Below are 26,045 nucleotides of genomic sequence, written 5' to 3' on the forward strand. Positions count from 1 at the left end.
GGGAGTAGTGCGGGATCGGTCCGCCGGGAGGAGGCGGGCCGAATCGTCCTCGGTCTACTCTGCTGACATGGACGGCGATCGCGGACGGCAGGCCTCCTCCAGCCCACGGAAGTCTCAGCCACCGGTGATCGTGGACATGCCCGCGCCGCCCGAGCCGCGGGCACTCGCGGAGCCTGCTCTCCCGAAGGACCCTGCTCTCCCGAAGAACCCGGGCCGCGCAGATGAACCGGCGGCCTCGAAGGGATCGGTCCTGTCGGACGGGCCGGCCCTCCCGGAGGAACCGGAGGGATCGGATGAACCGGCCGTCTCGGACGACGGGGCGGAGGCCGGGCGACGCCCCCTCCCCCGGTTCCACCTGTCGGACGCCGTGCTCGGGGTGGTCGTAGCGGTGGCGCTCGCGGGCGGCACCCTGCTTCCCGGCTCGCCGAACGGGCCCGCGCAACTGGGGGTGGTGGGCTACCTGCTCCTGGTGGCCGGGTCCGCCGCCCTGGCCGTGCGGCGGGCGATGCCGGTGACGGCGCTCGTCGTCTCCGCGGCCTGCATGCTGGTCTACGCCCTGCGGGTGCAGCCCGAGACGGCGACCGCGTTCCCCCTCCTGATCACGGTGTTCTCGGCGGCCGCCGCGGGCCGTCGCGTGTGGGCGGTCGCGGGCAGCGCCGTCTATCTCACCGGTGTCCTGCTGGTGCAGCTGTCGGACCTCGGCGGCGGGACCCCGCGCGAGGTGGTCGACCGGGTGGGCCTGCTCGTCGGCTGGTTCGTCGCCGCCAACGTGGCGGGGGTCGTCTCCCGGCAGCGGCAGGCGTACCTGCGCCAGGCCGAGCAGCGGGCCGTCGAGGCGGAGCGCACCCGCGAGGAGGTCGCGCTGCGCCGGGCCGGCGAGGAGCGGCTGCGCATCGCCAGGGAACTGCACGACTCCCTCACCCACAGCATCTCGATCATCAAGGTGCAGGCCGGGGTGGCCGTCCATCTGGCGCGCAAGCGGGGCGACGAGGTGCCGCCCGCGCTGCTGGCGATCCAGGACGCGAGCGCGGACGCCATGCGCGAGCTGCGCGCGACGCTTGAGGTGCTGCGCGAACCCGGCCCCGACGACGCGCCCGGCGCGGCCCGGGCCGACAGGATCGGCGAACTGGTCGAGCGGGCCCGGTCGGCGGGCGTGCCGGCCACACTGTCGATCAGCGGCACGCCCCGCGCCCTGCCGCCCGAGGTCGACCTGACCGCCTACCGCATCGTGCAGGAGGCGCTCACCAACGTGGCGCGGCACGCGGGCCCCGCCTCGGCGTCCGTGCAGGTCCGCTATCTGCCCGGCGCCCTCGTCGTACGCGTCGAGGACGACGGCAGAGGAACCGCGACACCGAACGAGTCCTCTCATGTGGGCGTCGGGCTCACCGGCATGCGCGAGCGGGTGTCCGCGCTCGGCGGGCGGCTCCACACCGGTCCGGGCGCGGACGGCGGCTTCACCGTGCACGCCGAGCTGCCCCTCCCGGTGCGGGAGGGAGCGGCGTGATCAGGGTGCTGCTGGTGGACGACCAGGCGCTGATCCGGGCCGGATTCAAGGCGCTGCTCGACGCCGAGGACGACGTGGAGGTGGTCGGCGAGGCGGGCGACGGCAGCCAGGGCCTGGCACTGGCCGAACGGCACGTGCCCGACGTCGCGCTCGTGGACATCCAGATGCCGGTGATGGACGGCATCGAGACCACCCGCCGCATCGCCGACGATCCCCGCCTGGCCGCCACCCGGGTGGTGATCCTGACCAACTACGGGCTCGACCGCTACGTGTTCGACGCGCTGCGGGCGGGCGCGAGCGGCTTCCTGCTCAAGGACACCGATCCGGCGGAGCTCGTCCAGGCGATCAGGGTCGCGGCGCGCGGCGACGCCCTGCTGTCGCCCGCGGTCACCCGGACGCTCATCAGCGAGTACGTCTCCCGCCCGCCGGACGCCGTGCCGACTGCCGCCCTGGAGCAGCTCACCAACCGCGAACGGGAGGTCGTCGCCCTGGTCGCGCGCGGCCTCACCAACGAGGAGATCGCCGCTCACATGGTGATCAGCCCGTTCACCGCCAAGACCCACGTGAGCAGGGCGATGACCAAGCTCGGCGCGCGCGACCGGGCCCAGCTCGTCGTCTTCGCCTACGAGTCCGGCCTGGTGATCCCCCGGGGTGCCGCCAGGCCCCGCTGAACCGTTCCCCAGGAAAGCGGTCAGAAGAGGCGCTCGCGCAGGCGGGCCGCCGCCTCGACCACATTGGCGAGCGCCGCCTCGACCTGCTCGTACGTGCGGGTCTTCAGCCCGCAGTCGGGGTTGACCCACAACCGCTCGGCGGGCACGCTCCGCAGCGCCTCCGCGAGCAGGTGCTCCACCTCGTCGGCGTCCGGTACGCGCGGCGAGTGGATGTCGTACACGCCCGGCCCCAATCCCCGGGGGAAGGCGCCGACCGCGCCGAGCACCCGTCCCCGCGAGCGCGCCGACTCGATGCTCGTGACGTCCGCGTCAAGGGCGTCGATCGCGGCGAGGATCTCGTCGGCGTCCGAATAGCACAGATGCGTGTGGATCTGCGTGTGCTCGCTCGCTCCCGAGGTGGCCCATCGGTAGGCCGCGACCGCCCACTCCAGGTAGGCGGCCTGCTCGGCGCGCCGCAGCGGCACCAGCTCGCGCAGCGCGGGCTCGTCGACCTGGATGACACGGATGCCCGCCTCCTCCAGGTCGCCCACCTCCTCACGCACGGCGTCGGCGACCTGGAACACGACCTCGCGCAGCGGCAGGTCGTCGCGGACGAACGACCAGGCCACGATCGTCACCGGGCCGGTGAGCATGCCCTTGACCGGCTTGCTCGTCAGCGACTGGGCATACCGCGCCCACCGCACAGTGATCGGCTCCGGCCGCCGCACGTCGCCGTACAGGATGGGCGGGCGGGTGCAGCGCGAGCCGTACGACTGGACCCAGCCGTGCCGGGTGACGGCGAAGCCGTCGAGGTGCTCGGCGAAATACTGCACCATGTCGTTGCGCTCGGGCTCGCCGTGCACGAGGACGTCCAGCCCCAGCCGCTCCTGCAGCGCGATGACCTGCTCGATCTCCGCGCGGACCATGCTCTCGTAGGCCGCCTCGCCGATCTGCCCGGCCGCCAGGGCCGCCCGGGCGCGGCGCAGCTCACCCGTCTGGGGGAAGGAGCCGATCGTGGTGACCGGCAGGAGCGGCAGCTTCAGGTGCTCGGCCTGCACCGCCGCCCGTACGGGGTAGGGGGCGCGGCCCTGCTCCGTACGGGCCGGGAACGCGTGTGGGCGCTCCGGTGCGGCGGGCTGTCCGGGCAGGTCACGCGCGGGTGTGGCCGCGAGCCGGGCCGCCAGGTCGACCACCTCGGCGACCTTCTGCTCCGCGAACGCCAGCCGCTCCCGCAGCGCGAGGTCGAGGCCGGTCTCGCGCTCCACGTCGTAGGGCACGTGGAGGAGCGAGCACGACGTGCTCACCGCGACCCGCCCGGCACGCTCCCGTACGGCGAGCAGCGTGGCCAGCGCGCGGTCCCGGTCGGTGCGCCACACGTCGCGTCCCGAGACCACGCCGGCGACGACCGTCTTGCCGCGCAGCGCCTCCACATCCAGCGTCTCCACGCCCTGGGCCGCGCCCCGGACGAGGTCGAGGGCGACGGCCTCGACCGGCGCTCCGGCCAGCACGGGCAGCGCGTCGCCGAGATCCCCGAAATAGGAGGCGACCAGCAGCGCGGGCCGGTGCTCCAGCCGTCCCAGCCGGTCGTACGCCGCCTCGACCGCGGCCAGCTCGGCGGTGGTGCGGTCGGCGACCAGGGCGGGCTCGTCCAGTTGCACCCAGCCGACGCCCTCGGCGGCCAGCTCGGCCAGCAGACGCGCGTACACCTCGACCACGTCGTCCAGCCGGTCGAGCGGGGCGAAGCCGTCCGGGCTGTCCGGGGCGGCCTGCGACAGCAGCAGGAACGTCACCGGCCCGACCAGCACGGGCCGGGTCTCCAGCCCCAGCGCGCGGGCCTCGCGCACCTCGCCCAGCGGCTTGGCGGCGTCGAGCGAGAAGACCGTGTCCGGGCCGATCTCGGGAACGATGTAGTGATAGTTGGTGTCGAACCACTTGGTCATGCGCAGCGGGGCGATCCCCTCGGCGCCCCGGGCCATCGCGAAGTAGGTCGCCAGGTCGTCGTCGTGCCGGTAACGCCCCGGCACCGCGCCCAGCAGCACCGCCGTGTCGAGCACCTGGTCGTAGTAGGAGAACGTGTTCGACGGCAGGCCCTCCAGCCCGAGCGCGGCGAGCCGCCGCCAGGTGTCCTCCCGCACCCGCCGCGCGGTCTCCTCCAGGTCCGTACGGCTGGAACGCCCCTCCCAGTAGGACTCCAGCGCCCGCTTCAACTCGCGATCCGGCCCGATCCGCGGATAGCCCAGCACGGTCGATGCGGGAAAGGACGACGTCATCACCACTCCTCAGATGTCGAACGGGACGCCCCGCATCCTCCCCTCGTCCCGTCCTGGTGTGGCGGATCTATTGACCCCGCTTATGGATCAGTTCGGCGGGTCACTCCGCCGGTCACCGGGGGGCGTCCATGCGCTGCGTGCCGATGACCGACAGCAGCCGCAGCGCCTGATCGGACGGTGAACCGGGGACGGCGGTGTAGATCACCATCTGCTGATCGCGGTCGGCGATGTCGAGGACGTCGCAGTTGACGGTGATCGGGCCGACCATCGCGTGGTGGAAGGTCTTGGAGAGTGTGGGCCGGTCCGTGACGTCGTGGGAAGCCCACAGCCGGGCGAACTCCGGGCTCTTCGCGAGGAGCTCGTCCACCAGCCCGGTCACCTCGGGCGCGTCGGGATAGCGGGCGGCGGCGGCGCGCAGCCGCCGGGCCGCGTGCCGGGCGAAGTCGTCGGCGTCGGCCATGTTGATTCCGTACAACGGCCGTCTCTCGGGGTGGGGGGCGAGGAACACGCGGCGCACCAGGTTGCGGTCACGCGGCGACAGGGCCGAGAAGTCCTCCATGAGTGCCGCCGCCAGCTCGTTCCAGGCGAGCACCTCGAACGTGGCGGACGTCACGAACGCCGCGGCCTGCGGCAACCTCGCCAGCAGGTCGAGGATGCTCTGCCGGACCTCCCGCGAGGGCCCCGGCGGCGGGGCGGGCGAGGCGCCGGCGAGGTAGTGGAGGTGGGCGCGCTCGGCGTCCGACAGGCGCAGGGCCCGGGCCAGCCCGGCCAGCACCTCACGCGACGGGCGCGGACCGCGGGCCTGCTCCAGCCGCGTGTAGTACTCCGTCGAAATGAAGGCGAGCTGCGCCGCCTCCTCACGCCGCAACCCCGGCGTACGACGCCTGGGCCCGGCGGGCAGCCCCACGTCCGCAGGGCTGATCCGCTCGCGCCTGCTGCGCAGGAAGTCGGCCAGTTCTCGTCGGTCCACGCCTCCAGTGTGCGCGCGACGCCGCAGGCCGAGCCAGGTACCGCCGATGCCTGGATGGGCCCGCGCCCACCGGCGCAGGCTCACTGCCATGGACAACACACCGAACATCGACACGACCACCCCCACCACACCCGGCGCTTCCGGCCTGCTCGACGGCAAGGTCGCCTTCGTCAGCGGCGCCGGACGCGGCATCGGAGCCGCGGCGGCGCGGCTGTTCGCCCGGGAGGGCGCACAAGTGCTGCTCGCGGCCCGGACCGAGGCTCAGCTCAAGGCGGTGACCGAGGAGATCCGCGCGGCGGGCGGCACCGCCGACTACGTGGTGTGCGACCTGGCCGACGCGGCGAGCGTGCGCGCCGCCGTGAACCGCGCCGCGGACCTGTACGGCCGGCTCGACGTCGCCTTCAACAACGGGGCGATCGGCCAGCAGCCCGGCCCGTTGGACCGGATGCCCGAGGCCGAATTCGACAGCGTCTACGCCGTGAACCTCAAGGGCGTCTGGCTGGCCATGGTCGCCGAGGTGGAGGTGATCCGGGGCACCGCGGGCACGGGCGCCATCGTCAACAACTCGTCCGTCGGCAGTTGGGGAGGCAACCCGGAGCTGCCGGCCTACGGTGCGATGAAACGGGCGGTCAACAGCCTCACCGAGTCGGCCGCCGTCACCTACGGCCCCGAAGGCATCCGCGTCAACGCCATCGCTCCCGGCAACACGCTGACCGAGATGATCCTCGCCTGGGAGGCGCAGTCCCCGGGTCTCCAGGAGCGACTCACGGCCGTGACACCGCTGCGCCGCGGGGCCGACCCTGCCGAGATCGCCGAGGCGGCCGCCTGGCTGCTGAGCGACCGCGCATCCTTCGTGACCGGAGCCGTCCTGCGCGTCGACGGCGGCGCCCGGGTCTGACCCCTGTGCAGCGCTCCCCCGCCCCGAGGGCCCGGGCCGCCGGCCCGGATTCATCGACCACGCTTATAAATCAGGCTCCGGCCGTGCCGCCTGCCGACGCCTTGCACCGCCACTCGGCGGGCCGGGCCGGGCCGGTGGCGGGGTCAGGTGGCGTCGTAGGCGGCGGCGACGCGTTTGGGCACGACCATGCGCCAGGCGTCGACGACGAGCTCCCGCATCTCGGCCTCGTCGATGGCCGCCATCCTGACCCGGACCCAGTTGTAGCGCTCGTCCGAGGGAACGGGCATGAGGAACTTCTCCGGCTCGGAGGCCACGAGCGCCGCCCGCTCCTCCTTGGGGAACCCGAAGCCCATCAGGGTCTCGTCCGGGGAGATCGAGGCGTACACGATGCCCCTGACCCGGAACTTCACGTAGTCGCGCACCAGTGCTTCCTCGGTGCGGGGCAGTGTCAGCGCGACCCGCCGCACGTCGTCGGCCGTGACCATCAGACGCCGTCCTCGGCGCGGACGGCGCCCGCCGCTCTCGGCGATGAAAGATCGAACATCGTCACGGACGCACCATAGCCCCGGCCACCGACATTCCGGCCGGTCCCGCCGCACGGGTTCCGGGCGGGTGCCGCCCGGAACCCCGGCGGGGACGAGCATTCACGGGCCTGCTCATGGGCGCCGCGCAGCGGCCAGGAACATGGGCACAGCGAGGAACAGCCGACCCCGCCGCGCCCGGCCGGTCTGCTCGGCGATCCAGTCGTCGGCCTGCCGCCGGGTGACCGCCCTCGCCGCGTACGCGCCCTCGGCCACGCCGGTGACCATCGGCAGGAGCGAACCGTCCGTGAAGACACCCGTACGGACCTCGACGGCGACGTCCTCGAAGCCCGCGTCGAGCAGGGCGGCGCATCGAACAGGCCCGGGCGGCCCTGGAGGTGGTCGAGTGCGCGCTGGGCTGCGACCACGACGACATCACCGGCTGCGCGCACTTCCAGCAGGCCGTGCTCGACCGGATCGGCCCTCCCGCATCGCTCGCCGACGCCCGATGACCGATGGCCGGTGACTGATGACTGATGACCGGCGCTACGGGTGAGCGCGCAGGGCGGCGAGGAGCCAGGCGAAGTCGTCTGCGTGGGACGGCTTGGGCTCCCGGCCGTTGATCACGGCCATGAGGTGCCGGTAGCGGTCGGCCTCGGCGAACAGGCCGGCCTCAAGACGCTGCGCGACGGCCGCCCGGGCGTCGGCGTCCATGTCGCCGAGCAGGCGGTCGACGACCTCGACGGCCTCGGGTGATTCGGGGCTCACCCCGTTCTGCCGCGCCTCGCCCACCTGCCAGGCGACCTTCTTCGCGAACCACATGAAGGCCCCGGGCTCCTGCCCGGCGCGGTTGCGCGTGTTGTGCTCCACCATGTCGCGCATGCGCTGCCGGAAGCCCGGGTCCCGCACGAGCTCGGCGAGCTCCACCCAGGCGTCCACCTGCTCCGGCGTGGGGTCGTCGGGCAGGGCGATCTCGGTGTGCCCCAGCCGGTTCCTGAGCTCCGGATCGGCGTCCTGCCCGCCGAAGACCTCGTCCACGAAGTTCTCGATGATGCGCCGCCGCTCCTCGGCGGACAGCCGTGCCAGCTCGTTCAACAGTTTCGTCTCCTCTGTTCCGGCCCGCCGCTTCGCGACGGTGCTGAGCACCGCGCGCCGGAGCCGCAGGGTGCGGATCTGCGCGTCGAGTGCGTTCACATGGACGGCGGCGACGTCGGCCAGGGTGACCTTCCGCTCCAGCACCCGCCGTACGTCGTCCAGGCCGAGCCCGAGATCCCGCAGGGTCCTGATGAGTTCGAGCCGGGCCACGGCGCCGGCGTCGTAGAGCCGGTAGCCTCCCTCGCTCCGCTCCACAGGCGGCAGTGCGCCGACGTCCGACCAGTATCGGATCGTGCGCACCGGCATCCCGGTGCGGCGGGAGAGCCATCCGATGGTGAACAGCTCGTCGTCGTCCATGACGCCGAGTCTGGTCTCTCCACCGGCTGGAGACTCAAGGGGCGGTTCGCACCGCTATGCCGCAGGCCGGGAAATCTCTAAGGTGGGGCAGTGATCAGTGACGGCGGGAGGACCGGATGAGCGAAGGCTCGGCGGACGGCTCCGGCGAGGAGCACCGTCCCAAGCTCGACACCAGCGTGCCGCACTCGGCGCGCATCTGGAACTACTTCCTGGGCGGCAAGGACCACTTCACCGTCGACCGTGAGCTCGGCGAGCAGATCCGGCAGGCGTACCCCGGCATCGTCGACATCGCCCGCCAGTCGCGGGGCTTCCTCGGCCGGGCCGTACGGCACCTGGCCGGAGATGTGGGCATCCGGCAGTTCCTCGACATCGGCACCGGCCTGCCGACCGCCGACAACACCCACCAGGTGGCGCAGCGGGTGGCCCCGGAGTGCCGCGTCGTGTACGTGGACAACGACCCGCTCGTGCTGGTGCACGCGAACGCCCTGCTGATCAGCAGCCCGCCCGGCGCGACCGACTACATCGAGGCCGACGTACGCCGGCCGGACGAGATCCTGAGCGCCGCGTCGAAGACGCTCGATTTCGGCGAGCCGGTGGCCCTCATGTTGCTGGGGATCATGGGCCAGGTGCTCGACGACGAGGAGGCGTACGGGATCGTGCGCCGGCTCATGGACGCCCTGCCGTCCGGCAGCCACCTGGTGTTCGAGGACGGCACGAAGGTCGTCCTGCCCGAGGCGGCCGACGAGGCGGAGCGCATCCGCGCCGAGGGCGGCGACCCCTACCGGCTGCGTACGCCCGAGCAGTTCGCGCGCTTCTTCGACGGCCTGACCCTGCTGGAGCCGGGGGTGGTGTCGGTGTCGCGGTGGCGACCAGACCGCAGCCAGTTCGGGGAGGCGCCCGAGGTCGACGCGCTCTGCGGGGTGGCCCGCAAGGACTGACCCGCCGAGGCGCCACCGTCACCGCCCAGCACCCGCAACGGGCTGCGCCTCCCCCGGCGAACGTGCCGCCGTCCACTGCGCCGCCGTCCACTGCGTCTCCGTCCACTGCGTCTCCGTCCACTGCGCGCGCCCTCTCGCGCTGGTACCTCACCAGCATCGACAGGGTTCGCACCGGTGCCCCATACCGGACGTGATCGCCGACCGCGCCGTTCAACTCGACCGCGCCCTGCGCGCGGTCGAACACGCCGTCGCCGCCTTCTGAGCAGCCCTGTCACCGTTTTCTGGGCCTTCGCCGTTCTGGGCCTTCGCCGTTCTGGGTCTTCGGCGCTTTCCGAGCAGCGCCGAACCACTTCCTGGCAGCGCCGTCCCCACTCTGTGAGCGGCGGCGTTCCACTTTCTGGTAGCGCCATCGCAGGTTTCCGGGCTTTCGATGCTTGCTGGGTAGTGCCTTCGACGCTTGGCGGTAGTGCTTTCCGCGTTCTCTGAGCGGCTCCTTGGCTTCCTTTCTGGGCCGCCCCTTCGGTGGCCGGCACGCCCTGTTTTCGGGTTGACCTGCGGCTCCAACCCTTCGCTTCGGACGGTTGCTGTTCATTCACGGAGTGTGAGAGAATCCATACATCAGTTCGAATCAAGTGAGGAAGGCGCGATGGATATGTTCGACATCGATCCTGAGCGCCTTCGCCGTTCGAACGATGATGACGGCGAGTGGTGGGACCGTCTGATCGCCAATTCGCCGCTGTGGTCGTCCGACGGCTCGTCCGCCCGTGAGCCCTTCCCGATCATCAACTTTGGGCCCCGGCAGCCCGCCGGCACGCCCGGCACCCAGACCACGGACGCCCCAGGGACGGACGTCCCAGGCACCGACACCGACAGCGCAGACAGCGACGACGCGAACGCCGTGCGTGGGGCTGCCATCGGTGCGAACGCCGCTGGCACGGACGGCGCTCGCGCGGACGCCGCCCGTGGGACTGCCGATGGTGGGGCTGCCGATGGCGCGGACGCTGCTGACGCGGATGCTTCTGGCGCGGATGCTTCTGGCGCGGATGGCGCCCGTGGTGATGCCGCTGACGCGGGTGCTTCCGGTGTGGGTGGCCGCGGTCGGGGTCGTGTGCGGTCGTCGTGGGTGGTGGTGGGGTCGGTTCGTGAGGTGGCCCAAGAGCTGGCGCTGACGCCGCTTCCCGATGACGTGGATGTGTGCCTGGCCGAGGCGGAGGAGCTGCTGTTCGCCCGGGATCGGATCACCAGCGCGCTGGCCGACCGCGTCGGCCGGGTCCACCGAGCAGGTCAGGCCAGGCAGCACGGCCATGCCTCCACCCGCTGCTGGTTGCGCACCAGTGGGGGGATGACGGTGGGCGGTGCGGGCCGCCTGCTCACCCTCGGCGCGGAACTGCCCCGCCTCCCCGTCGTGCGGGAGAAGTTCGCCACGGGTGAGCTGGCGGCGGGGGTGGTGGAAGCCATCTGCGCCGCTGTGGCCGGACTAACCGACGAGCAAGCCACCCTGGCGGAGCCGATCCTGGTGGACCTGGCCGGCAAAGCGGGGGCGGCGGAGGTCGCCAAGGCCGGCCGCCATCTGCGGGCGGTGCTGGACCCCGATGGGGAAGAGCGGGATGAGCGGGCCGATTACGGGCGGCGGTTCCTGCGGGTCCGCCCGGGCAAGGGCGGCGGCGTGGAAGGAGAGTTCTACCTGCCGCGTGAGGCCGGTGCCCGGTTGATGGCCTTGTTGCAGGCGTACGCCAAGCTGAGGGCACAGGGGGATGACCGCCCGCTGACGGTACGCCAGGCCGACGCGCTGATCGCCCTGCTGGAGCAGAAGATCGCCGCTGAGCTCCTCGTCGTGGTCAGCGCCGAATCCCTCCCCACCGACCCCGAAACCACCGCAGACCCCGAAAACACCGACGACCCATACCCCGCCGACCCGGCCACCCAAGACACCGCCGCCGACAACGCGAGCGACCCCGCTCCTGGCGAGGCCGACGGCCCTGCTGACAGCGAGGCCGGGGCAGATGCCGGTGCGGAGATTACCGATGACACCGGCGACCCTGCGCCCGCCGAGGCCGAAGACACCAGCGACTACTCCCACGACGCCACTGGAAGCGCCGAGACCCTGAGCAAGACTGCGGATGGCACCGACGACTCCGACGCCCTGGACGAGCTTGACGCTGCCGATGCGGATACCGGTGCAGGAAGCGATGCCGCTGCCGACGGCGCTGCGGACACCGGTGCCGATGAAGATGCAGCCGCCGACGACGCTTGCGCTACCGCAGACGCCGGCATCGGTGACGTGCGCGAAGCCGAGGCCGACCCTGTCACCAATCCCGCCACCGCCCCTGCCCCTGCCCCTGCCCCTGCCCCTGGATCCGGCAACGCCACGGCCGGGCTTCCCGTTGAGGAGTCTCGCGGCTGCGGGATCGATAAGCGCGGGACCGGTGAGCGGCGGCCCGGTGAGTGCGTGCCGCGCGACACCGCGAGCACCGCCTCTGCCGACTGCGACATAGCACCCTCGGAGGCGGCGCAGCCGGATCCTCCTCCTGAGGACGCCTCCACACGCCACACCCACGCCGGGCCTCGGCCTGCGGGGGACTGCCGGCATGGCCAGGGCACGTGCCCGTGCGACGGCCAGGCGCGCTGCTCGCGTGCGACGCCGACACCGGGGGCACCGGGGCCATCGGGAACGGCGCCCGGCGGGCCGGGACCGGAGCCGGAGACACCACCCGGGAGGGCATCGGGAACAGCACCGGGAGCCGGGCGAGGGACACCGGGGACGGCCCAAGAAGCGGCGCAAGGAGCGGCGCCGGGTGCAGCTCCGGGAGCGTCGGCAGGCATGCCGCCCGGGGCGTCGCTGAGGCCAGCGTTGGGGGCATCGTTGGGGATGGTGCCGGGGTTGTTGCTGGCGACCGGGCAGGTGCTGCCCGTCTCCAGCGTGCACCGGCTCGCCCGCACCAGTACGTTGGTGCGGATCGTCATGAACGCCGACGGGCAGGTGCTGGACTTGGGCCGAAAGGTCCGCCTGGCCACCCCCGCCCAACGCCGGGCCATCTTCGCCCGGTACGCCACGTGCTGGATCGACGGCTGCCCCCTCCCGGCGACCATGTGCCAGATCGACCACGCCGACAACTGGAGCACCGGCGGCCTGACGGACCTGAAGCTCCTCGGCCCGGCCTGCCAGTTCCACAACCGCGACCGCTACCAGCACCCCGACCGCTACACTCGCCGCAAAGAAGGCACCGACCGCTGGGCCTTCACCTACCACCGGATCGGGAGCAGGCGGCCGCGCGAGTGAGGCGGGGGCACGGAGAGGTGGGCCGACGTGCGGACAGGGCCCGGGCGGCTGCGGGAGTGAGGCGGGAGGCACGGTAGGCACCGCGCAGGCAGGCTCGGGCACCGCGCAGACAGGTCGCGTCGGACTGCAGGCGCGGGAGGCACAGGGGGCGACGCACAGGCAGGTCCGGGGTGGCGTTGCGAATAGCCGCCCGGGGAAGCTCAGGCGTCGAGGCGGTGGTCGCTGACCAGCGATGCCGTCCTCGCTGTAGAGCCACGCGCCCGGGACGAAGGTCACGTCGCCGAAGCTCACGGGGACGTCGATCTCTCCCTGGCCGGTCTTGGCGCTCCTGCGCGCGTTGGCGCCGAGCGCCTTGATGCCGAGATCGAGACCGGCTAGGGCGGCCGTGTCCCGTACCGTGCCCTCGACCACCAGCACCCGGCCCCCTCTGTGCACGGCCCAGGCACGCGCTCATGCTCGACTGCCGCGGCGGGCTCTCGTCCCAGGTGCCGTTCGACCCGACCGCCGCCGGGCTGAGCCTCCTGGTGGTCGACACGCGCGCCTCGCAGCCCTGACGGGCGGCGAGTACGGCCGGCGACGCGCCGAATGCGAGGAGGCCGCGTCCGTGGTGGGCGTGGCCGCGCTGCGCGACGTCAAGGACCTGGCCGCCGCGCTGGCGGCGGTGCGCGACCCGATGCTGCGCCGCCGCGTTCGTCCCGTCCGACGACGCCCGCCGCATCACGCCCTCTGATGCCCCGAGCCCCGGGTGCGGGCGGCGCCGCACCCTTGACTCTCTATATTCTCTACTGGTTTAGTATAGAAATACAGCGCCCTTGACCGCCGATACGGCCGTCTTCTGCTGCGATCATCGTCGATCCGCTGCCGTCCATTGCCCTCGATCCGTCACCACGTCCGTGCTGACAGTCACCGGAGATTGCTTCAGATGTCACAGGCACTGCAGACCACCGATCCCCTCCCGCTCGCGGACCCGGGCGTCACCGCGGCGCGGGACGCACTGCTCGGCGCGGTGCGGAACCTCTTCACCTCCGACGTCATGTCCAAGAGCGGGCACGGGAACGCGAGCGTCCGCCTGCCGGGCGACCCCGGCCACATCCTGCTGACCTCCCGCGGACTGCTCCGTGACCTGGGGACGGAGGAGTTCGCCGTGGTCACCCTGGACGGAGACCTCGTCGCGGGGTGGCTGGCCCCCGAGAATGAGGAGATCGTCCGGATGCACACCGAGGTCTACCGGGCCCGGCCCGGCACAGGCTCGGTCATCCACACCCACTCGCCGTTCGCGACCGCATACGCCGTCGCGGGACGGGCGCTGCCGGCGCGGTACGAGTCGCTGCTGCGCGCGGGGCAGTCCGAGGACGTCCCCGTCGCCCCCTACGGTGCCCGGGGCAGCGGCCGGGCTGTCTCCAACATCGTCGACACGTTCACCGCGCACCCGCGCAGCGGCGCCGTCCTGCTGGCCAACCACGGCGTGCTGGCGACCGGCGCCGACGCCGCCGGGGCGAGCAGGCTCGCGGTCGCGCTAGAGGAGACCGCGCAGGTCACGCTGGGCGCGACGGCGCTCGGCGGCGCCATCGCGATCGAGGACGGCTCCCGGTGACCACTGGACCCGACACCGGCGCCTACGAGGAGACCTATCTGACGTTGTTCGGCCACGTCCCCGACGCCGTCCGGGACCGGTGGACGTTCAGCGCCGAGCACGGCCGCTTCACCGCCCCCGGCCTCCTGGAGGAGCTGCGCCGAGAGGTCATCACCCGCAGCCCGCTCGGGCTGAAGGTCCAGCAACTCGTCCAGTTCGCGCAGCTCGTGGCGCTCGCCCGCGCCCTCGTCCGCACGCCCGACCTGCTGCTGCTCGATGAGCCGTTCGCCGCGCTGGACGCCCTGACGCGCCTGAAGATGCAGCGCCAGGTCGCCGGGCTGTGGCGGCGCCACGAGATCACCACACTGATGGTCACGCATGACGTCGAGGAGGCGTTGCTGCTGGCCGACCGGGTGCTGCTGGTCGACGGCGGCCGGATCGCCGACGAGATCCGCGTCGGCCTCCCCCGCCCACGCGACCCACGCGACCCCGAGTTCGCCGCGCTGCGGTACCGCCTCCTGCTGAGCCTCGGCGTTGACCTATCCGGCGGGACCGGCGCCGAGCCTCGGCCGGGCGCCGAACCGGACAACGCGCCCACGCTGGCCGCCGTCACCGGCAGGCCCGACCACGCCGACACCCGCGCCTGAAAGGAGCGACCGATGGAATTCCACTGGTTCCTGCCGACCTACGGGGACGGTCGCAACATCGTCAGCACCGACCGCTCCGGGCGGACCGCCGAGGAAGGGCTCTACGCGCGCGTCCGCGAGTCCGACCCGTACTACCTCGTCCAGCTCGGCCGCGCGGCCGAGCAGGCCGGCTTCTCCGGCGTCCTCCTACCGACGGGATTCAGCAGCGAGGACACCTTCGTCACCACCGCGAGCGTCGCCCAGGAGACGCGCACGCTGGAGTTCATCGTCGCGTTCCGCGCCGGCCTGACCCTGCCGGCAATCACCGCGCAGATGACCGGGACGCTGCAGCGCGCCACCCGCGGGCGCGTCCGGCTGAACATCACCACTGGCGGCAGCCCCGCCGACCAGCGCGCGTACGGCGACTTCCTCGACCATGACGACCGCTACCGGCGGACTGACGACTTCCTCACCGTCCTCGACCTGCTGTGGCGCGGCGAGCCGTTCGTCCACGAGGGCCCGTACTTCCGCAACGCCGTCGAGAAGCCCGCCGACTTCGGCCTCCGCCCGCCGATCTACTTCGCGGGCTCCTCCGACGTCGCGAAGGACGTCGCGGCACGCCACGCCGACGTGTACCTCATGTACGGGGAGCCGCCGCCAGCGATCCGCACGCGCGTGGACGAGATGCGCGAGCGCGCCGCCGCATATGGCCGGACTCTCAGGTTCGGCGTGTTCATGCACGTCATCACGCGGGAGACGGAACGGGAGGCCTACGCGGAGGCCGCCCGCCACCTCGCCACCATGACCCCGGAGGCGGTCGCCGCGACACAGCGGGCCCTCAAGGCCATGGACTCGGTGGGCCAGGCGCGCGTCCGTGGCCTGCATGGCGGCAGGCACGGCGCCGTCGAGGACCTACTCGTCCACCCGAACGTGTGGGCCGGGATCGGGCTCGTGCGCGGCGGCGGCGGGACGGCGCTGCTCGGCAGCCACGCGCAGGTTGCCGAGCGCATCGAGGAGTACGCCGACGCCGGGCTCGACACCCTGATCCTCAACGGCTACCCGGCACTGGAGGAGGCGTACCGCGTGGGCGAGCTCGTCCTGCCGCGCGTCGGGGGCGCCGCCCGGCGGGACGTCCCCGCCCACGCCGCGTCCTGACCGCCCAGATCCGCAAGGAGCACCATGTCACGAACCATCGACGACTCCCCGCGCGCCACCGCGCCGGAAACGGCGCGGTGGGCGCCGGGCGGCCCCTCTCGGGGCACCGTCGTCCTCCTGCACGGCCGCGGCGAGCACCCCCGGCTGTACGACCGGCTCGGCAAGCGCCTGAGCGGCGACGGCTACACCGTCGTCGCCCCCGCCCTGGACGCGGGGCCGCCCGACCTCAGCGCCCTGTTCGGGCCGGACGACACGGCCCCGCGCGTCCTCGCTGGCTCCGACAGCGGCGCCCTCGCGGCGGCGCGGCTCGCCGAGCACCGCCCGGCCGCGATCGCCGGGCTCATCCTGGCGGGCCTCCCGCTCGGCCCGCCGGACCGCCCGCCCCTCGACCAGGACGCCGAGCTCACCGCCCGGACCGCGTGCGGGGTGCACACCGCCCTGCTGTCCCGCGACCCGGGGTTCCGCTGGGGCGCCCTGGACGAACCGCTCGACCCGCCGCCGCCCGCGTGGCGGCTCCCGCGGCTGCCGACCCTGGTGCTGCACGGCGAGGCCGACATGATCGCGCCCGTCCGCCCCGTGAAGGCGCTCGTCCGGCGGCACCCGTCCGCGACCCTGGTGGTCACCCCGGGCGGCGCGCACGACGTGCTGAACGACAAGGACCACCGCAGCGTCGCGGCCCGCATCGTCCTGTTCCTCGAATCGCTGGGCGGGCGAAGCACCCCCGCCCAGCGCCCCCAGCGCGCCGCGTCGGGCGCGTGGCGTCCGAGCGTCATGAATATCTCCGCCCGTTCCGACTACGCCGTCCGCGCCGCGATCCACCTCGCGGGGACGGGCGACACCCCGACCAAGTGCGAGACGATCGCCAGGGCCCAGGACATCCCGCTCACCTTCCTCAACGGCTTGCTCGGCTCGCTGCGCCAGGCAGGGCTCGTCCACAGCCAGCGCGGATGCGAGGGCGGCTACTGGCTGGCGCGCCCCGCCGAGTCGATCTCGGTCGCCGACGTGATGCGGGCGGTGGAGGGCCCGCTGGCGGCCGTCCAGGGCGGCGCCCCCGGCGACCTCGCCTACACCGGCGACGCCCGACCGCTGCGGGACGTCTGGGTCGCCCTCCAGCGGAGCCTCGAATCGATGCTGGAGCAGGTCACCCTCCGCCACCTGCTGGACGGCGACCTGCCGGACGACCTCCTCCGACACATCAAGGGCGCCCCCTAGGCGCACGGGGCAGAGCCTCGGACCGGCGCGGTCCGGGGCTCGTGCCGCCGCTTCAGTTCCCTTCGAGCGCCGACCTGATGTCGGCGTGCAGACGGGCGGCCTCTTCGGCGGCGTCGATCTCGTCGAGGGTGGTGAAGCCGTCCGCGGCGTCGTCGTCCAGGCCCGGCAGCGCCTCCTCGGCGGCCTCCAGATGGTGGCCTGTGGACAGGTACACCGCGGCCAGGTCCACCCGCAGGTGGACGGCCTGATGGTGCCGATGGCCGTGTTTCCCCGAGCAACCGTTGCGTCAGGGCAGCGTACGGCCCCCGCCCCGGTGCGCTGTGGGCCTGCGTCGCCACCCGTTCCCGCGGGTAGGAGTTCCAGGACGGGAATGGGAGGCGTATGACCGAGATCAGCGCGCTGCTCGACGCGCTCATCGACGCGATCAGCTCCCAGGACGAGGAGCGAGTGCTTCGCTGCTACAGCCCGGGGGCCGTGTTCGTCACGCCCGCGGGGGTGCTGGAGGGGCACGAGCAGATCGGCTGGTACTACCAGCAGCTCTTCACGGCGTTCCCCGACACGCACAACGAGACCACCTCGCGGGCCGCCCTCGGCGACACCATCATCACAGAGTGGACGTTCAGTGGCACCCACACCGGGGTGCTGCAACTGCCGGGCGGCGCGGAGGTCATGGGCACCGGCCGCCGCGTGATCCTCCAGGCGGCGGCCGCCTACACGCTCGACGACGACGGCCTGTTCGCCAGCGGGCGGATCTACTACGACCAGCTGGCGTTCTACCGTCAGACGGGCTGCCACCTGCGTCTGCGCAAGACCGCCTGATCTCCCCATACTGGAGCGTGGACTCCGGCCCGCCGCTGCGCGACATCGGCTGCTTCGCCCTCGTCGCCCGGCATCTCAGCTTCTCCCGCGCCGCCGCCGAGCTGGGCGTCTCCCAGCCCGCCGCGAGCCAGGCCGTCGGCCGTCTCGAACGCGCGCTCGGGGTCCGCCTGTTCGAGCGGACCAGCCGGGAGGTCCGCCTGTCACCGGCCGGCAAGGCGCTGCTGCCGTACGCCGAGGCGCTGCTGGAGTCGGTTGCGGCCTTCTCGGCCGAGGCGAGGCGGCTCGCGTCGCCGGAGGGCGCCGCCGTCCGCCTGGCCTATCCCCCGCCGGCCGGCGGCCTCGCGGCGCGGATCGCCCGCCGGATGGCACGCCATGATCCCCCGGCCGAGGTGGAGCTGCGCCCGGCCGGCCGGGCCGCCGCCCTGGCCGCGCTCGCCGCCGGCGAGGTGACCGCGGCCATAATCGCCGCTCCCTTCCCGCGCGAGCTGACCACCGCCGCCCGTTTCCACGTGCCCGTCGGGCATCTGGCCGTGCCGGCCGGGGACCCGCTCGCCGGCCTGCCCCGCCTGCAGCCCGAACGGCTCGCGCGCCACCGCGTCCTGCTGCCGCGTGAACGCCCGCCCGGCGGGATGTGGGCGCGGCTCGCCGCCCGGATCGGACCGCACCGGCAGCACGTGGTGGCCGACGAGATCGACGACTTCGCCGCCGCGCTCGACCTCGTCGCGGCGGGCGTCGGCCTGCTGCCCACGCCCTCCCTGGTCGTGGCGTCCGTCCGCAGGGACGACGTCGCCTTCGTCCCTCTGGACGCGGGCGACCTGCGCCTGACGTACGCGCTCGCGTGGCGGGGCGAACGGCTGTCGGCCGGGTTGATGGCACTCGTGCGCACGGCGCAGGAGTGTCTCTGGACGAGGTAGCGCCGACGGGTTCCCGGCGGATGCGAGAAAGTTTCATGCCGCCTCTCGCAGCCGGACCGTCCGCGTGCCCGGAGAACCGGCAGGTGACCGGGGTGGCGTCGCGGATTCGACCACATGCTGTCGCCGTTTCCTGACAGAGGATTACTTGAACTCTTGACTTGTCAGATCCCGGTCAGCATTCTTGGGACTGCGCCGCCAGCGCGTATTCGCCGTTGAATAAGCGTGGCGCGGCCACGTGGCCCACGGGCGAACCGCCGAAGCCGTCAGCGACGACGCTGCTTATCTCGGCCTTTTTACCAGCGGTTCTGGGTCCTTTGCTCGCACAACCGCGCGGCTTCGCGCTGCCGGACGTCCAATCCGCCGACAATGTGAGCCACGGAACGCAGGAAATACCGGCCTATTTACTTCGCCATGACTGCGAATAGGCGGCGGCCGGAGTTTCCCCTTTCCCTTTCGCCGGGTCCCGGTTTTCCGGCGCGTTCCCGTCGGCCGGCCGGATCACGTCCGCGCGCATGCGGCGCGGCCCGTACGGCCGACACGACAAGAAGGTGATCAGATGAAAACGGACCAGTTCAGGGGACCAGTCCTCTCGCTTTTCCGCATCGTGATGGGACTGCTGTTCGTCTGCCACGGCGTGGCGACGATCTTCGGTGTGCTGGGCGGCAACCGCGGCACCGGTCAGGCCCTGGCGTTCGGCACGTGGCCGGGCTGGTGGGCGGCGGCGATCCAGCTGGTCTTCGGGACGCTCGTCATCGTCGGGCTGCTCACCCGCGTCAGCGCGCTGCTGTGCTCCGGCTCGATGGCGTACGCGTATTTCGTCGTCCACGCGCCGCAGGGCCTGTTCCCGATCCTGAACGGCGGCGAGGCGGCGGCGATGTTCTGCTGGTCGTTCTTCCTCATCGTGATCTTCGGACCCGGCGCCTGGGCGCTGGACACGCTGATCCACCGGATGCGGCACCAGGAGACCGAGACGTACGCCCCCGCACCGGCGCAGGCCCAGGCGTAGCCGCTTCGCGCCACCGCCCGTAGGGCGAACTCGACGCGCCGGGTCCCGGCACGACCCGCGTGCGTGATCACTCGCGGCCGGATGTCACGCAGGCGTCCGGCCGCGACGGCGTGAACCTGCCTGGCCTCTCGTCCGACTGTGCAGTAAGACGGGAGGACGAGATGACCGACGAGCTGCTGGTGGTGCGCGCCCAACTGGGCGAGCGCGCGGCCCTGGCCGAGCTGGTGGCCCGCTGGCGGATGCCCGTGTGGACCTACGTGCGGCGCATGCTCGACGCCGAGCGGGCCGACGACGTGACCCAGGAGATCTGGCTGGCCGTGATCCGCGGCCTGCCCCGGTTGCGGGAACCCGCCCGGTTCGCGCCCTGGCTGTTCACCATCGCGCGCCGGTCGGTCACCGACCGCCTGCGCGGCCAGTACGCCAGGGAACACGAGCACGCGCACGAGGCCCTGGCGGCCGGCGACGTGATCGTCGACGACCCCGTGGACGCCGCGGTGGACCGCGCCGAGCTGGTGAGCCTGCTGTCGGGCCTGCCCATGCCGGAGCGGGAGATCCTCGTCCTGTTCTACCTGCAGGACCTCTCGGTGGAGGACTGCGCGCAGATCTGCGAGATCCCCGCCGGGACGGTCAAGTCGCGGCTCAATCGCGCCCGTCGCCTGTTGCGCGCGCACCTGGAGGAGAAGGGATACCGGCCATGACCGAGGAGCCGCGGCTGTCGGCCCGGGAGCTGATCGAGCGACTCGAACCCGCGTTGTCCCCCGCCAGGCGCATCCGCGCGGTGACGGCGCTGCTGACCGGGCTGTCCGGCACGGTCTTCATGGCCGTCCTGTGGGGCGGCGAACCCGGCCCGCTGCCCGGCCGTACGCAGGCGATGTTCGCCCTTCTCACCGTCGTATGCCTGGCCTGGGCGGTCTACGGCGGATGGCTGCTCACGCGCCGGGTGCCGCTGTTCGCCACCGACCGGGTGATCGCCGCGTGGATCGCCCTGGCCGCCTCACTGGTCACCACCGCCGCACTCGCCGCGCTGGCGGTGCGGCGCGGCACCGGCCTGGCCTCCGTGCTGTCGGTCGGGGGCCTGTTCGTGGCGACCGCTCTGGTGCTGGCCGTACGCGCCCATGCCCGCCGGGCGGCGCTGCTGCACCGTGCCCGCGAACTCCGGACACACACGTCGGAAGACTGACCCGACGAGGCGAAAGGCGCTCTCCATGGCACACGACCCGAAACTGATCCGCCGCCGGTTCGGCAGCACCGCGTTGCTCGTGGTGACCCTGGTCGCCGCCGCGATCCTCCTCGTGGGGGTGCTCATGCTGCTGCTGTGAACGCACAGCGCGAATGAAAGCGAGGCGGGTGAGAGCGAGGCGGGTGAGAGCGAGGCGGAGCCGAAAAGCGGCGCGGGGCCTGAAATTTTCAGCGCCGCGACCTGCCGCGACCCTCCTGAACTGGACATATCACTCCGTGACCGGAGCGTGCTTGGATCGCGCCACTTCGCGTACGCACCATCCGGGCGGGAGCTCTCCCGAGATCGTCCCGCCCGTCTCCGGGGCGGCCCCGCACGGCGGGGCCGGCCCGTCGTCCTTTTCCGAGGGGCACGTGATGCGACTACCGCGACGGCTGCTGAGCGCGAGCACGGCGACCGCACTGGCCGGCGCCCTGCTGGCCGTCACCTCGACTTCCACCCCCGTTGCCGCCGCCTCCTTCAACTACGGTGAGGCGCTGCAGAAGTCGTTCCTGTTCTACGAGGCGCAGGAGTCGGGGCACCTCCCTTCCACCAACCGGGTGACCTGGCGGGCCGACTCGACCGTCAACGACGGCAAGTCCGCCGGGGTGGACCTGTCCGGCGGCTTCTACGACGCGGGCGACCACGTGAAGTTCGGCTTCCCGATGGCGGCCATGACCACCACGCTGGCCTGGGGCGGCGCGGACTACCGGTCGGCCTACGAGCGCTCGGGCCAGCTTCCCTACCTGCTGAACACGCTCCGGCAGGCGGGCGACTACTTCATCAACGCCCATCCCGAGCCGAACGTCCTGTACGTCCAGGTCGGCGACGGCGGCGAGGACCACTCCTACTGGGGCGCACCCGAGACCGTCGAGGCCAAGGGCCACAAGCGGCCGGTCTACAAGATCACCGCGTCGTGCCCGGGCACCGACGTCGCCGCCGAGACCGCCGCCGCGATGGCCGCCTCCTCGATCGTCTTCCGGCCCACCGACCCCTCGTACGCCGACACGCTGCTCACCCACGCCAAGCAGTTGTTCACGTTCGCCGACACGACCAAGGGGACGAACGGCCGCGACACGGCGTACGTGAACTGCGTCAGCGCCGCGCAGGGGTTCTACAACTCCACGGGCGAGGGCGGGCAGGTCGAGGGCGCCACGAAGATGTACTGGGACGAGCTGGCCTGGGCCTCCGTCTGGCTCTACCGGGCCACCGGCACCACGAGCTACCTCGACCGGGCGCGTGAGTTCTACCCGAAGATGGGCACCCAGGAGGACCCGGGCAGCAACGGGCAGCAGGTGCCGGTCTTCAACTTCGGCTTCGGCTGGAACGACAAGCAGTACGCCGTCTACGAGCAGATGGCCGAGCTGACCGGCGAGCAGAAGTACAAGGACGACGTCCAGCGCTATCTCGACTACTGGACGGTCGGATACAAGGGCAAGAAGGGCACGATCACGCCCGGCGGCCTGGCGTACATCTTCTACTGGGCCTCGCTGCGCATGGCCGCCAACACGGCCTTCGTCGCGCTGAAGTACGCCGACTTCCTCGGCTCCGGCGACCCGCTGTACTCCCGCTATCACGACTTCGGCAAGCGGCAGATCGACTACGCGCTGGGCGACAACCCGCGCCACTCCAGCTACATGATCGGCTTCGGGACCAACCCGCCGCGCAACCCGCACCACCGCGGCGCGCACGGCTCCTGGACCAACGCCGGTCCCGACGGCGAGCCCGCCGTCAGCAGGCACATCCTGTACGGCGCGCTGGTCGGCGGCCCCGACGGCGCCGACGCCTACACCGACAGCCGCGGCGACTACGTGAAGAACGAGGTCGCGCTCGACTTCAACTCCGGCATCACCAGCTCGCTCGCCGTGCTCTACGGCGAGTACGGCGGCACGCCCCTGGCCACGCTGCCCACCGAGACGCCCGACGGTCCGGAGTTCTACCTGGAGCCGACCATCACCCACACGAGCCGGGAGACGGCGGCCAAGACGTTCGTCATCAACAAGTCGGCCTGGCCGGCGACCGTGCTCGACAAGGCGAAGTTCCGCTACTACTTCACCCTGGACGGCTCGACCACGGCGAGCCAGGTCACGGTGAGCACGTCCTACACCCAGTGCAAGCAGCCCACCGGGCCGCACCTGCTTGAGGGACGCACCTACTACGCCGAGGTCGACTGCACCGGCACGCTCATCTTCCCCGGCGGCCAGTCGGAGTATCGCCGCGAGGTGCAGCTCCGCATCAGCGTGGCCGACGGCGCGACGTGGGACCCGTCCAACGACTGGTCGGCCAAAGGCGCGGACCACATGACGCTGTACGGCAACGACGGCCGCCTCATCTGGGGCACGGCGCCCGGCGTCGAGCCCTCCCCCAGCCCGTCGCCGTCCGCCTCGCCGTCGGTCTCCCCGTCTCCGTCCCCGTCGGCGTCCCCCTCCGCGTCCCCCTCCGCGTCCCCCTCGGCGTCCCCCTCCGCGTCGCCGTCGCCGTCGCCCAGCCCGTCCGCCTCGCCAAGCCCGTCGCCGTCGCCGTCCCCCTCGCCGTCTCCCTCGGCCGGGGGGGCGTGCAGGGTGTCGTACACGACCAACGACTGGGGCGGCGGGTTCACCGTGACCGTCACGATCACCAACATCGGCACGACGCCGCTCGACGGCTGGACCCTGAGGTTCACCTTCCCCGGCAACCAGCGGGTCACCCAGGGCTGGTCGGCCACCTGGACCCAGAGCGGAGCGAACGTGACCGCCGCCAACCTCGACTGGAACAGGACCATCAACCCCGGGCAGTCCATCCAGATCGGCTTCCAGGGCACCTACACCGGATCCAACGTCAGCCCGGCCGTCTTCACCGTCAACGGCATCACCTGCTCCTGAGACGAGGCCATCCATGAGACTCCTGTCCCTGGGCGGGGTGGCCGCTATTCTGGCCGCCCTGCTCGTCCCGGGCCCGGCGCCCGCCCAAGCGGCGAGCACGTACAACTACACCGAGGCCCTGCAGAAGTCGATCTACTTCTACGAGGCGCAGCAGTCGGGCAGAAAGCCCGACTGGAGCCGGGTGGAGTGGCGCGGCGACCGCACGCTGAACGACGGGAAGGCCGCCGGGGTCGACCTGTCCGGCGGCTGGTACGACGCGGGCGACCACGTCAAGTTCGGCTTCCCGATGGCGTTCACCACCACGATGCTGGCCTGGGGCCTGGTCGAGAACCGCACCGGCTACGGAACCCAGCTCACGCCCATGCTGAACAACCTCAAGTGGGCCACCGACTACCTGATCGCCGCCCATCCCGAACCTGAGACGCTGTACGTCCAGGTGGGCGACGGCAGTGTGGACCACGCCTACTGGGGCCCGCCCGAGGTGATCGACATCAAGGGCATGGCGCGGCCGGTCTACAAGATCACGCCGACGTGCAAGGGCACCGACGTCGTCGCCGAGACGGCTGCGGCCATGGCGGCCTCCTCGATGGCCTTCCGGCCGGCCGACCCGTCGTACGCCGACACGCTGCTCACCCACGCCAAGCAGCTGTTCACGTTCGCCGACACGACCAAGGGCTCCAACGGCCAGGACACGGCGTACACGAGTTGCGTGCCGGGCATCTCCGGCTACTACAACTCGACCTGGGAGGGCGGCGCCGACCACCCGGGCGCGACCAAGATGTACTGGGACGAGCTGGCCTGGGCGGCCGTGTGGCTCTACCGGGCCACCGGCACCGGGAGCTATCTCGACAAGGCCCGCGAGTTCTATCCCAAGATGGGCAGCGAGCCAGACGTGGGCCAGGGCGCGGGCGGGACCACGGTGCCCGCCTACACCTTCGGCCTCGGCTGGAACGACAAGGAATACGGCGTCTACGCGCTGATGGCCACCCTGACGGGCGACCAGCAGTACAAGGACGACGTCCAGCGCTATCTCGACTACTGGACGGTCGGATACAAGGGCAAGAAGGGGCCGGTCACCCCCGGCGGCCTGGCGTACATCTTCAACTGGGCGTCGCTGCGCATGGCGTTGAACACCGCGTGGGTGGCCCTCGTGTACGCCGACCACCTCGGGCCCGACGACCCGCTCTACGCCCGCTATCACGACTTCGCCAAGCGGCAGGTCGACTACGCCCTCGGGGACAATCCCCACCATTCCAGCTACATGGTCGGTTTCGGGACCAACCCGCCGACCCACGTCCACCACCGGGCGGCCAGCGGCCAGTATCTCGGCTACATGAGCGACACCACCGGCCCGAACCTGCACGTCCTGTACGGCGCACTCGCCGGCGGCCCGGACCAGACCGACGCCTACACCGACAGCCGTACGGACTACGTGCGCAACGAGGTGGCCATCGACTACAACTCCGGCATCACCAACGTGCTCGCGCGGTTCGCCAAGGAGTACGGCGGGACGCCGGTGGCGAACTTCCCCGCCCCGGAGGAGAAGTACGACGAGATCCGCGCCGAGACCGGCAACGTCTACACCGGTGTGGACGGAACCTCGATGACCGTCACCATCACCAACACGTCGAACTGGCCGCCGCGCGTCCTCCAGTCGGGCAAGGCGCGCTACTACTTCACGCTCGACGGCTCCACCTCCGCCTCCCAGGTGAAGGTGACCGGCGGGGACAGCAACGGCTGTGCCGTGACCGGGCCGACGCTCGCGCAGGACCGCACCTACTACGCCGAGGTCGACTGCACGGGCAAGCCCATCTATCCCGGCGACGCCCAGCTCTACAAGCGCGGCACGCAACTGCGGATCTCGGTGCCGAACGGCGCGACCTGGGACCCGTCCAACGACTGGTCGGCGTCGGCGGCGTCGCACGTGCCGGTGTACGACGGGAACACGCTGGTGTGGGGCACCCCGCCCGGCGGCACGCCGTCGCCGTCCCCCTCGCCGTCGCCGTCGCCGTCGCCTTCGGCTTCGGGGTCGGCGGACACCACGCCGCCGAGCGCGCCGACCGGGCTGTGGGTCTGCGGAGCGGACTTCCAGAACGCGGTGCCGATGTGCTGGACCGCCTCGACCGACGACACCGGGGTCGCGGCCTATGACGTGTACATGAAGCAGGGCGCCGACTTCG

22 protein-coding genes and 2 pseudogenes are annotated in these 26,045 nt (G+C 72.0%); 17 read left to right on the forward strand and 7 right to left on the reverse strand.

Annotated elements, in window-relative coordinates:
• Positions 1 to 67: 67 nt before the first annotated feature.
• Positions 68 to 1,504, forward strand: a complete 1,437-nt coding sequence (locus tag HCK04_RS12040) for a sensor histidine kinase (RefSeq protein ID WP_240971311.1) — start codon at positions 68 to 70, stop codon at positions 1,502 to 1,504.
• A complete protein-coding gene (locus HCK04_RS12045; RefSeq protein ID WP_142647245.1) occupies positions 1,501 to 2,175 on the forward strand; it encodes a response regulator transcription factor in 675 nt (224 codons plus the stop codon). Before HCK04_RS12040 ends, HCK04_RS12045 begins: the two co-directional genes overlap by 4 nt.
• A 20-nt stretch (positions 2,176 to 2,195) precedes the next feature.
• On the opposite strand, the gene metE is transcribed toward HCK04_RS12045, so the two are convergent.
• The gene (gene metE, locus HCK04_RS12050) at positions 2,196 to 4,424 is read right to left on the reverse strand and encodes a 5-methyltetrahydropteroyltriglutamate--homocysteine S-methyltransferase (RefSeq protein WP_142647246.1); all 2,229 of its coding nucleotides are present in this window, start codon (positions 4,422 to 4,424) and stop codon (positions 2,196 to 2,198) included.
• 112 nt (positions 4,425 to 4,536) lie between these two features.
• On the reverse strand, positions 4,537 to 5,394 hold the full coding sequence (locus HCK04_RS12055) for a helix-turn-helix transcriptional regulator (protein WP_142647247.1): 858 nt from the start codon (positions 5,392 to 5,394) through the stop codon (positions 4,537 to 4,539).
• Between the two features lie 88 nt (positions 5,395 to 5,482).
• Here HCK04_RS12055 and HCK04_RS12060 point away from each other — a divergent pair, with 88 nt between their 5' ends.
• Positions 5,483 to 6,292 (forward strand): glucose 1-dehydrogenase, encoded by an 810-nt coding sequence (locus HCK04_RS12060; protein WP_142647248.1) that lies wholly within the window; start codon positions 5,483 to 5,485, stop codon positions 6,290 to 6,292.
• Between the two features lie 143 nt (positions 6,293 to 6,435).
• Here HCK04_RS12060 and HCK04_RS12065 read toward each other — a convergent pair whose 3' ends face one another.
• The 3 genes from HCK04_RS12065 to HCK04_RS12075 form a co-directional block, all read right to left on the reverse strand.
• Complete coding sequence (locus HCK04_RS12065) at positions 6,436 to 6,777, reverse strand: MmcQ/YjbR family DNA-binding protein (RefSeq protein ID WP_168065853.1); 342 nt, start codon at positions 6,775 to 6,777, stop codon at positions 6,436 to 6,438.
• Positions 6,778 to 6,948: 171 nt separating this feature from the next.
• Positions 6,949 to 7,101, reverse strand: coding sequence for a hypothetical protein (locus HCK04_RS12070; protein WP_168065855.1), 153 nt, complete (start codon positions 7,099 to 7,101; stop codon positions 6,949 to 6,951).
• A gap of 258 nt (positions 7,102 to 7,359) precedes the next feature.
• A complete protein-coding gene (locus tag HCK04_RS12075) occupies positions 7,360 to 8,265 on the reverse strand; it encodes a MerR family transcriptional regulator (RefSeq protein ID WP_142647249.1) in 906 nt (301 codons plus the stop codon).
• Positions 8,266 to 8,381: 116 nt separating this feature from the next.
• Between HCK04_RS12075 and HCK04_RS12080 the strand changes: the two genes are divergently transcribed.
• Together HCK04_RS12080 and HCK04_RS12085 are read left to right on the forward strand one after the other, a co-directional pair.
• The gene (locus HCK04_RS12080; protein WP_142647250.1) at positions 8,382 to 9,203 is read left to right on the forward strand and encodes an SAM-dependent methyltransferase; all 822 of its coding nucleotides are present in this window, start codon (positions 8,382 to 8,384) and stop codon (positions 9,201 to 9,203) included.
• A gap of 646 nt (positions 9,204 to 9,849) precedes the next feature.
• The gene (locus tag HCK04_RS12085) at positions 9,850 to 12,483 is read left to right on the forward strand and encodes an HNH endonuclease signature motif containing protein (protein ID WP_142647251.1); all 2,634 of its coding nucleotides are present in this window, start codon (positions 9,850 to 9,852) and stop codon (positions 12,481 to 12,483) included.
• Positions 12,484 to 12,714: 231 nt separating this feature from the next.
• On the opposite strand, the pseudogene HCK04_RS12090 reads toward HCK04_RS12085, so the two are convergent.
• Positions 12,715 to 12,918, reverse strand: a pseudogene (locus HCK04_RS12090) (S-adenosylmethionine--2-demethylmenaquinone methyltransferase); the annotation flags it as partial.
• Between the two features lie 169 nt (positions 12,919 to 13,087).
• On the opposite strand from HCK04_RS12090, the gene HCK04_RS43535 reads away from it, so the two are divergent.
• The 5 genes from HCK04_RS43535 to HCK04_RS12110 all read left to right on the forward strand — a co-directional run bounded on the left by HCK04_RS43535 (position 13,088) and on the right by HCK04_RS12110 (position 17,049).
• Complete coding sequence (locus tag HCK04_RS43535; RefSeq protein WP_260617214.1) at positions 13,088 to 13,213, forward strand: hypothetical protein; 126 nt, start codon at positions 13,088 to 13,090, stop codon at positions 13,211 to 13,213.
• A 192-nt stretch (positions 13,214 to 13,405) separates the two neighbouring features.
• The gene (locus tag HCK04_RS12095) at positions 13,406 to 14,077 is read left to right on the forward strand and encodes a class II aldolase/adducin family protein (RefSeq protein ID WP_142647252.1); all 672 of its coding nucleotides are present in this window, start codon (positions 13,406 to 13,408) and stop codon (positions 14,075 to 14,077) included.
• The gene (locus tag HCK04_RS41015) at positions 14,074 to 14,703 is read left to right on the forward strand and encodes an ABC transporter ATP-binding protein (RefSeq protein WP_205830121.1); all 630 of its coding nucleotides are present in this window, start codon (positions 14,074 to 14,076) and stop codon (positions 14,701 to 14,703) included. The genes HCK04_RS12095 and HCK04_RS41015 overlap by 4 nt, the downstream gene beginning before the upstream one ends.
• Before the next feature lie 12 nt (positions 14,704 to 14,715).
• The gene (locus HCK04_RS12105; RefSeq protein ID WP_142647253.1) at positions 14,716 to 15,837 is read left to right on the forward strand and encodes an LLM class flavin-dependent oxidoreductase; all 1,122 of its coding nucleotides are present in this window, start codon (positions 14,716 to 14,718) and stop codon (positions 15,835 to 15,837) included.
• A 24-nt stretch (positions 15,838 to 15,861) separates the two neighbouring features.
• The gene (locus HCK04_RS12110; protein WP_142647254.1) at positions 15,862 to 17,049 is read left to right on the forward strand and encodes an Rrf2 family transcriptional regulator; all 1,188 of its coding nucleotides are present in this window, start codon (positions 15,862 to 15,864) and stop codon (positions 17,047 to 17,049) included.
• Positions 17,050 to 17,101: 52 nt separating this feature from the next.
• Here the strand turns inward: HCK04_RS12110 and HCK04_RS12115 are convergent, their stop codons facing one another.
• On the reverse strand, positions 17,102 to 17,263 hold the full coding sequence (locus tag HCK04_RS12115) for a hypothetical protein (protein WP_168065857.1): 162 nt from the start codon (positions 17,261 to 17,263) through the stop codon (positions 17,102 to 17,104).
• Positions 17,264 to 17,430: 167 nt separating this feature from the next.
• Here HCK04_RS12115 and HCK04_RS12120 point away from each other — a divergent pair, with 167 nt between their 5' ends.
• The 7 genes and pseudogenes from HCK04_RS12120 to HCK04_RS42215 form a co-directional block, all read left to right on the forward strand.
• Positions 17,431 to 17,868, forward strand: coding sequence for a nuclear transport factor 2 family protein (locus tag HCK04_RS12120; protein ID WP_142647255.1), 438 nt, complete (start codon positions 17,431 to 17,433; stop codon positions 17,866 to 17,868).
• 17 nt (positions 17,869 to 17,885) lie between these two features.
• A complete protein-coding gene (locus tag HCK04_RS12125; RefSeq protein WP_168065859.1) occupies positions 17,886 to 18,782 on the forward strand; it encodes a LysR family transcriptional regulator in 897 nt (298 codons plus the stop codon).
• A 556-nt stretch (positions 18,783 to 19,338) separates the two neighbouring features.
• Positions 19,339 to 19,788: a DoxX family protein gene (locus tag HCK04_RS12130; RefSeq protein ID WP_142647256.1), complete on the forward strand. Its 450-nt coding sequence runs from the start codon at positions 19,339 to 19,341 to the stop codon at positions 19,786 to 19,788.
• Between the two features lie 161 nt (positions 19,789 to 19,949).
• Positions 19,950 to 20,486: a sigma-70 family RNA polymerase sigma factor gene (locus tag HCK04_RS12135; protein ID WP_142647257.1), complete on the forward strand. Its 537-nt coding sequence runs from the start codon at positions 19,950 to 19,952 to the stop codon at positions 20,484 to 20,486.
• Positions 20,483 to 20,968 carry a hypothetical protein gene (locus HCK04_RS12140; protein WP_142647258.1) on the forward strand — a complete coding sequence of 162 codons (486 nt, stop codon included), beginning with the start codon at positions 20,483 to 20,485 and terminating at the stop codon, positions 20,966 to 20,968. Before HCK04_RS12135 ends, HCK04_RS12140 begins: the two co-directional genes overlap by 4 nt.
• 413 nt (positions 20,969 to 21,381) lie before the next feature.
• Complete coding sequence (locus HCK04_RS12145; protein ID WP_147945095.1) at positions 21,382 to 23,865, forward strand: glycoside hydrolase family 9 protein; 2,484 nt, start codon at positions 21,382 to 21,384, stop codon at positions 23,863 to 23,865.
• 13 nt (positions 23,866 to 23,878) lie between these two features.
• Positions 23,879 to 25,594: pseudogene (locus HCK04_RS42215) on the forward strand (glycoside hydrolase family 9 protein); the annotation flags it as partial.
• Positions 25,595 to 26,045 lie beyond the last annotated feature (451 nt).

It is taken from the genome of Microbispora sp. CL1-1, from assembly GCF_012034195.1.
Lineage (GTDB): Bacteria > Actinomycetota > Actinomycetes > Streptosporangiales > Streptosporangiaceae > Microbispora.

Coding starts and splice junctions, on each gene's coding strand:
- HCK04_RS12040 (WP_240971311.1), top strand. CDS start 68: ATGGACGGCGATCGCGGACGGCAGGCCTCCTCCAGCCCACGGAAGTCT.
- HCK04_RS12095 (WP_142647252.1), top strand. CDS start 13,406: ATGTCACAGGCACTGCAGACCACCGATCCCCTCCCGCTCGCGGACCCG.
- HCK04_RS12060 (WP_142647248.1), top strand. CDS start 5,483: ATGGACAACACACCGAACATCGACACGACCACCCCCACCACACCCGGC.
- HCK04_RS12110 (WP_142647254.1), top strand. CDS start 15,862: ATGTCACGAACCATCGACGACTCCCCGCGCGCCACCGCGCCGGAAACG.
- HCK04_RS12120 (WP_142647255.1), top strand. CDS start 17,431: ATGACCGAGATCAGCGCGCTGCTCGACGCGCTCATCGACGCGATCAGC.
- HCK04_RS12065 (WP_168065853.1), bottom strand. CDS start 6,777: ATGGTCACGGCCGACGACGTGCGGCGGGTCGCGCTGACACTGCCCCGC.
- HCK04_RS12085 (WP_142647251.1), top strand. CDS start 9,850: ATGGATATGTTCGACATCGATCCTGAGCGCCTTCGCCGTTCGAACGAT.
- HCK04_RS12145 (WP_147945095.1), top strand. CDS start 21,382: ATGCGACTACCGCGACGGCTGCTGAGCGCGAGCACGGCGACCGCACTG.
- HCK04_RS12080 (WP_142647250.1), top strand. CDS start 8,382: ATGAGCGAAGGCTCGGCGGACGGCTCCGGCGAGGAGCACCGTCCCAAG.
- HCK04_RS12135 (WP_142647257.1), top strand. CDS start 19,950: ATGACCGACGAGCTGCTGGTGGTGCGCGCCCAACTGGGCGAGCGCGCG.
- HCK04_RS12075 (WP_142647249.1), bottom strand. CDS start 8,265: ATGGACGACGACGAGCTGTTCACCATCGGATGGCTCTCCCGCCGCACC.
- HCK04_RS12070 (WP_168065855.1), bottom strand. CDS start 7,101: ATGGTCACCGGCGTGGCCGAGGGCGCGTACGCGGCGAGGGCGGTCACC.
- HCK04_RS12130 (WP_142647256.1), top strand. CDS start 19,339: ATGAAAACGGACCAGTTCAGGGGACCAGTCCTCTCGCTTTTCCGCATC.
- HCK04_RS12105 (WP_142647253.1), top strand. CDS start 14,716: ATGGAATTCCACTGGTTCCTGCCGACCTACGGGGACGGTCGCAACATC.
- metE (WP_142647246.1), bottom strand. CDS start 4,424: ATGACGTCGTCCTTTCCCGCATCGACCGTGCTGGGCTATCCGCGGATC.
- HCK04_RS12140 (WP_142647258.1), top strand. CDS start 20,483: ATGACCGAGGAGCCGCGGCTGTCGGCCCGGGAGCTGATCGAGCGACTC.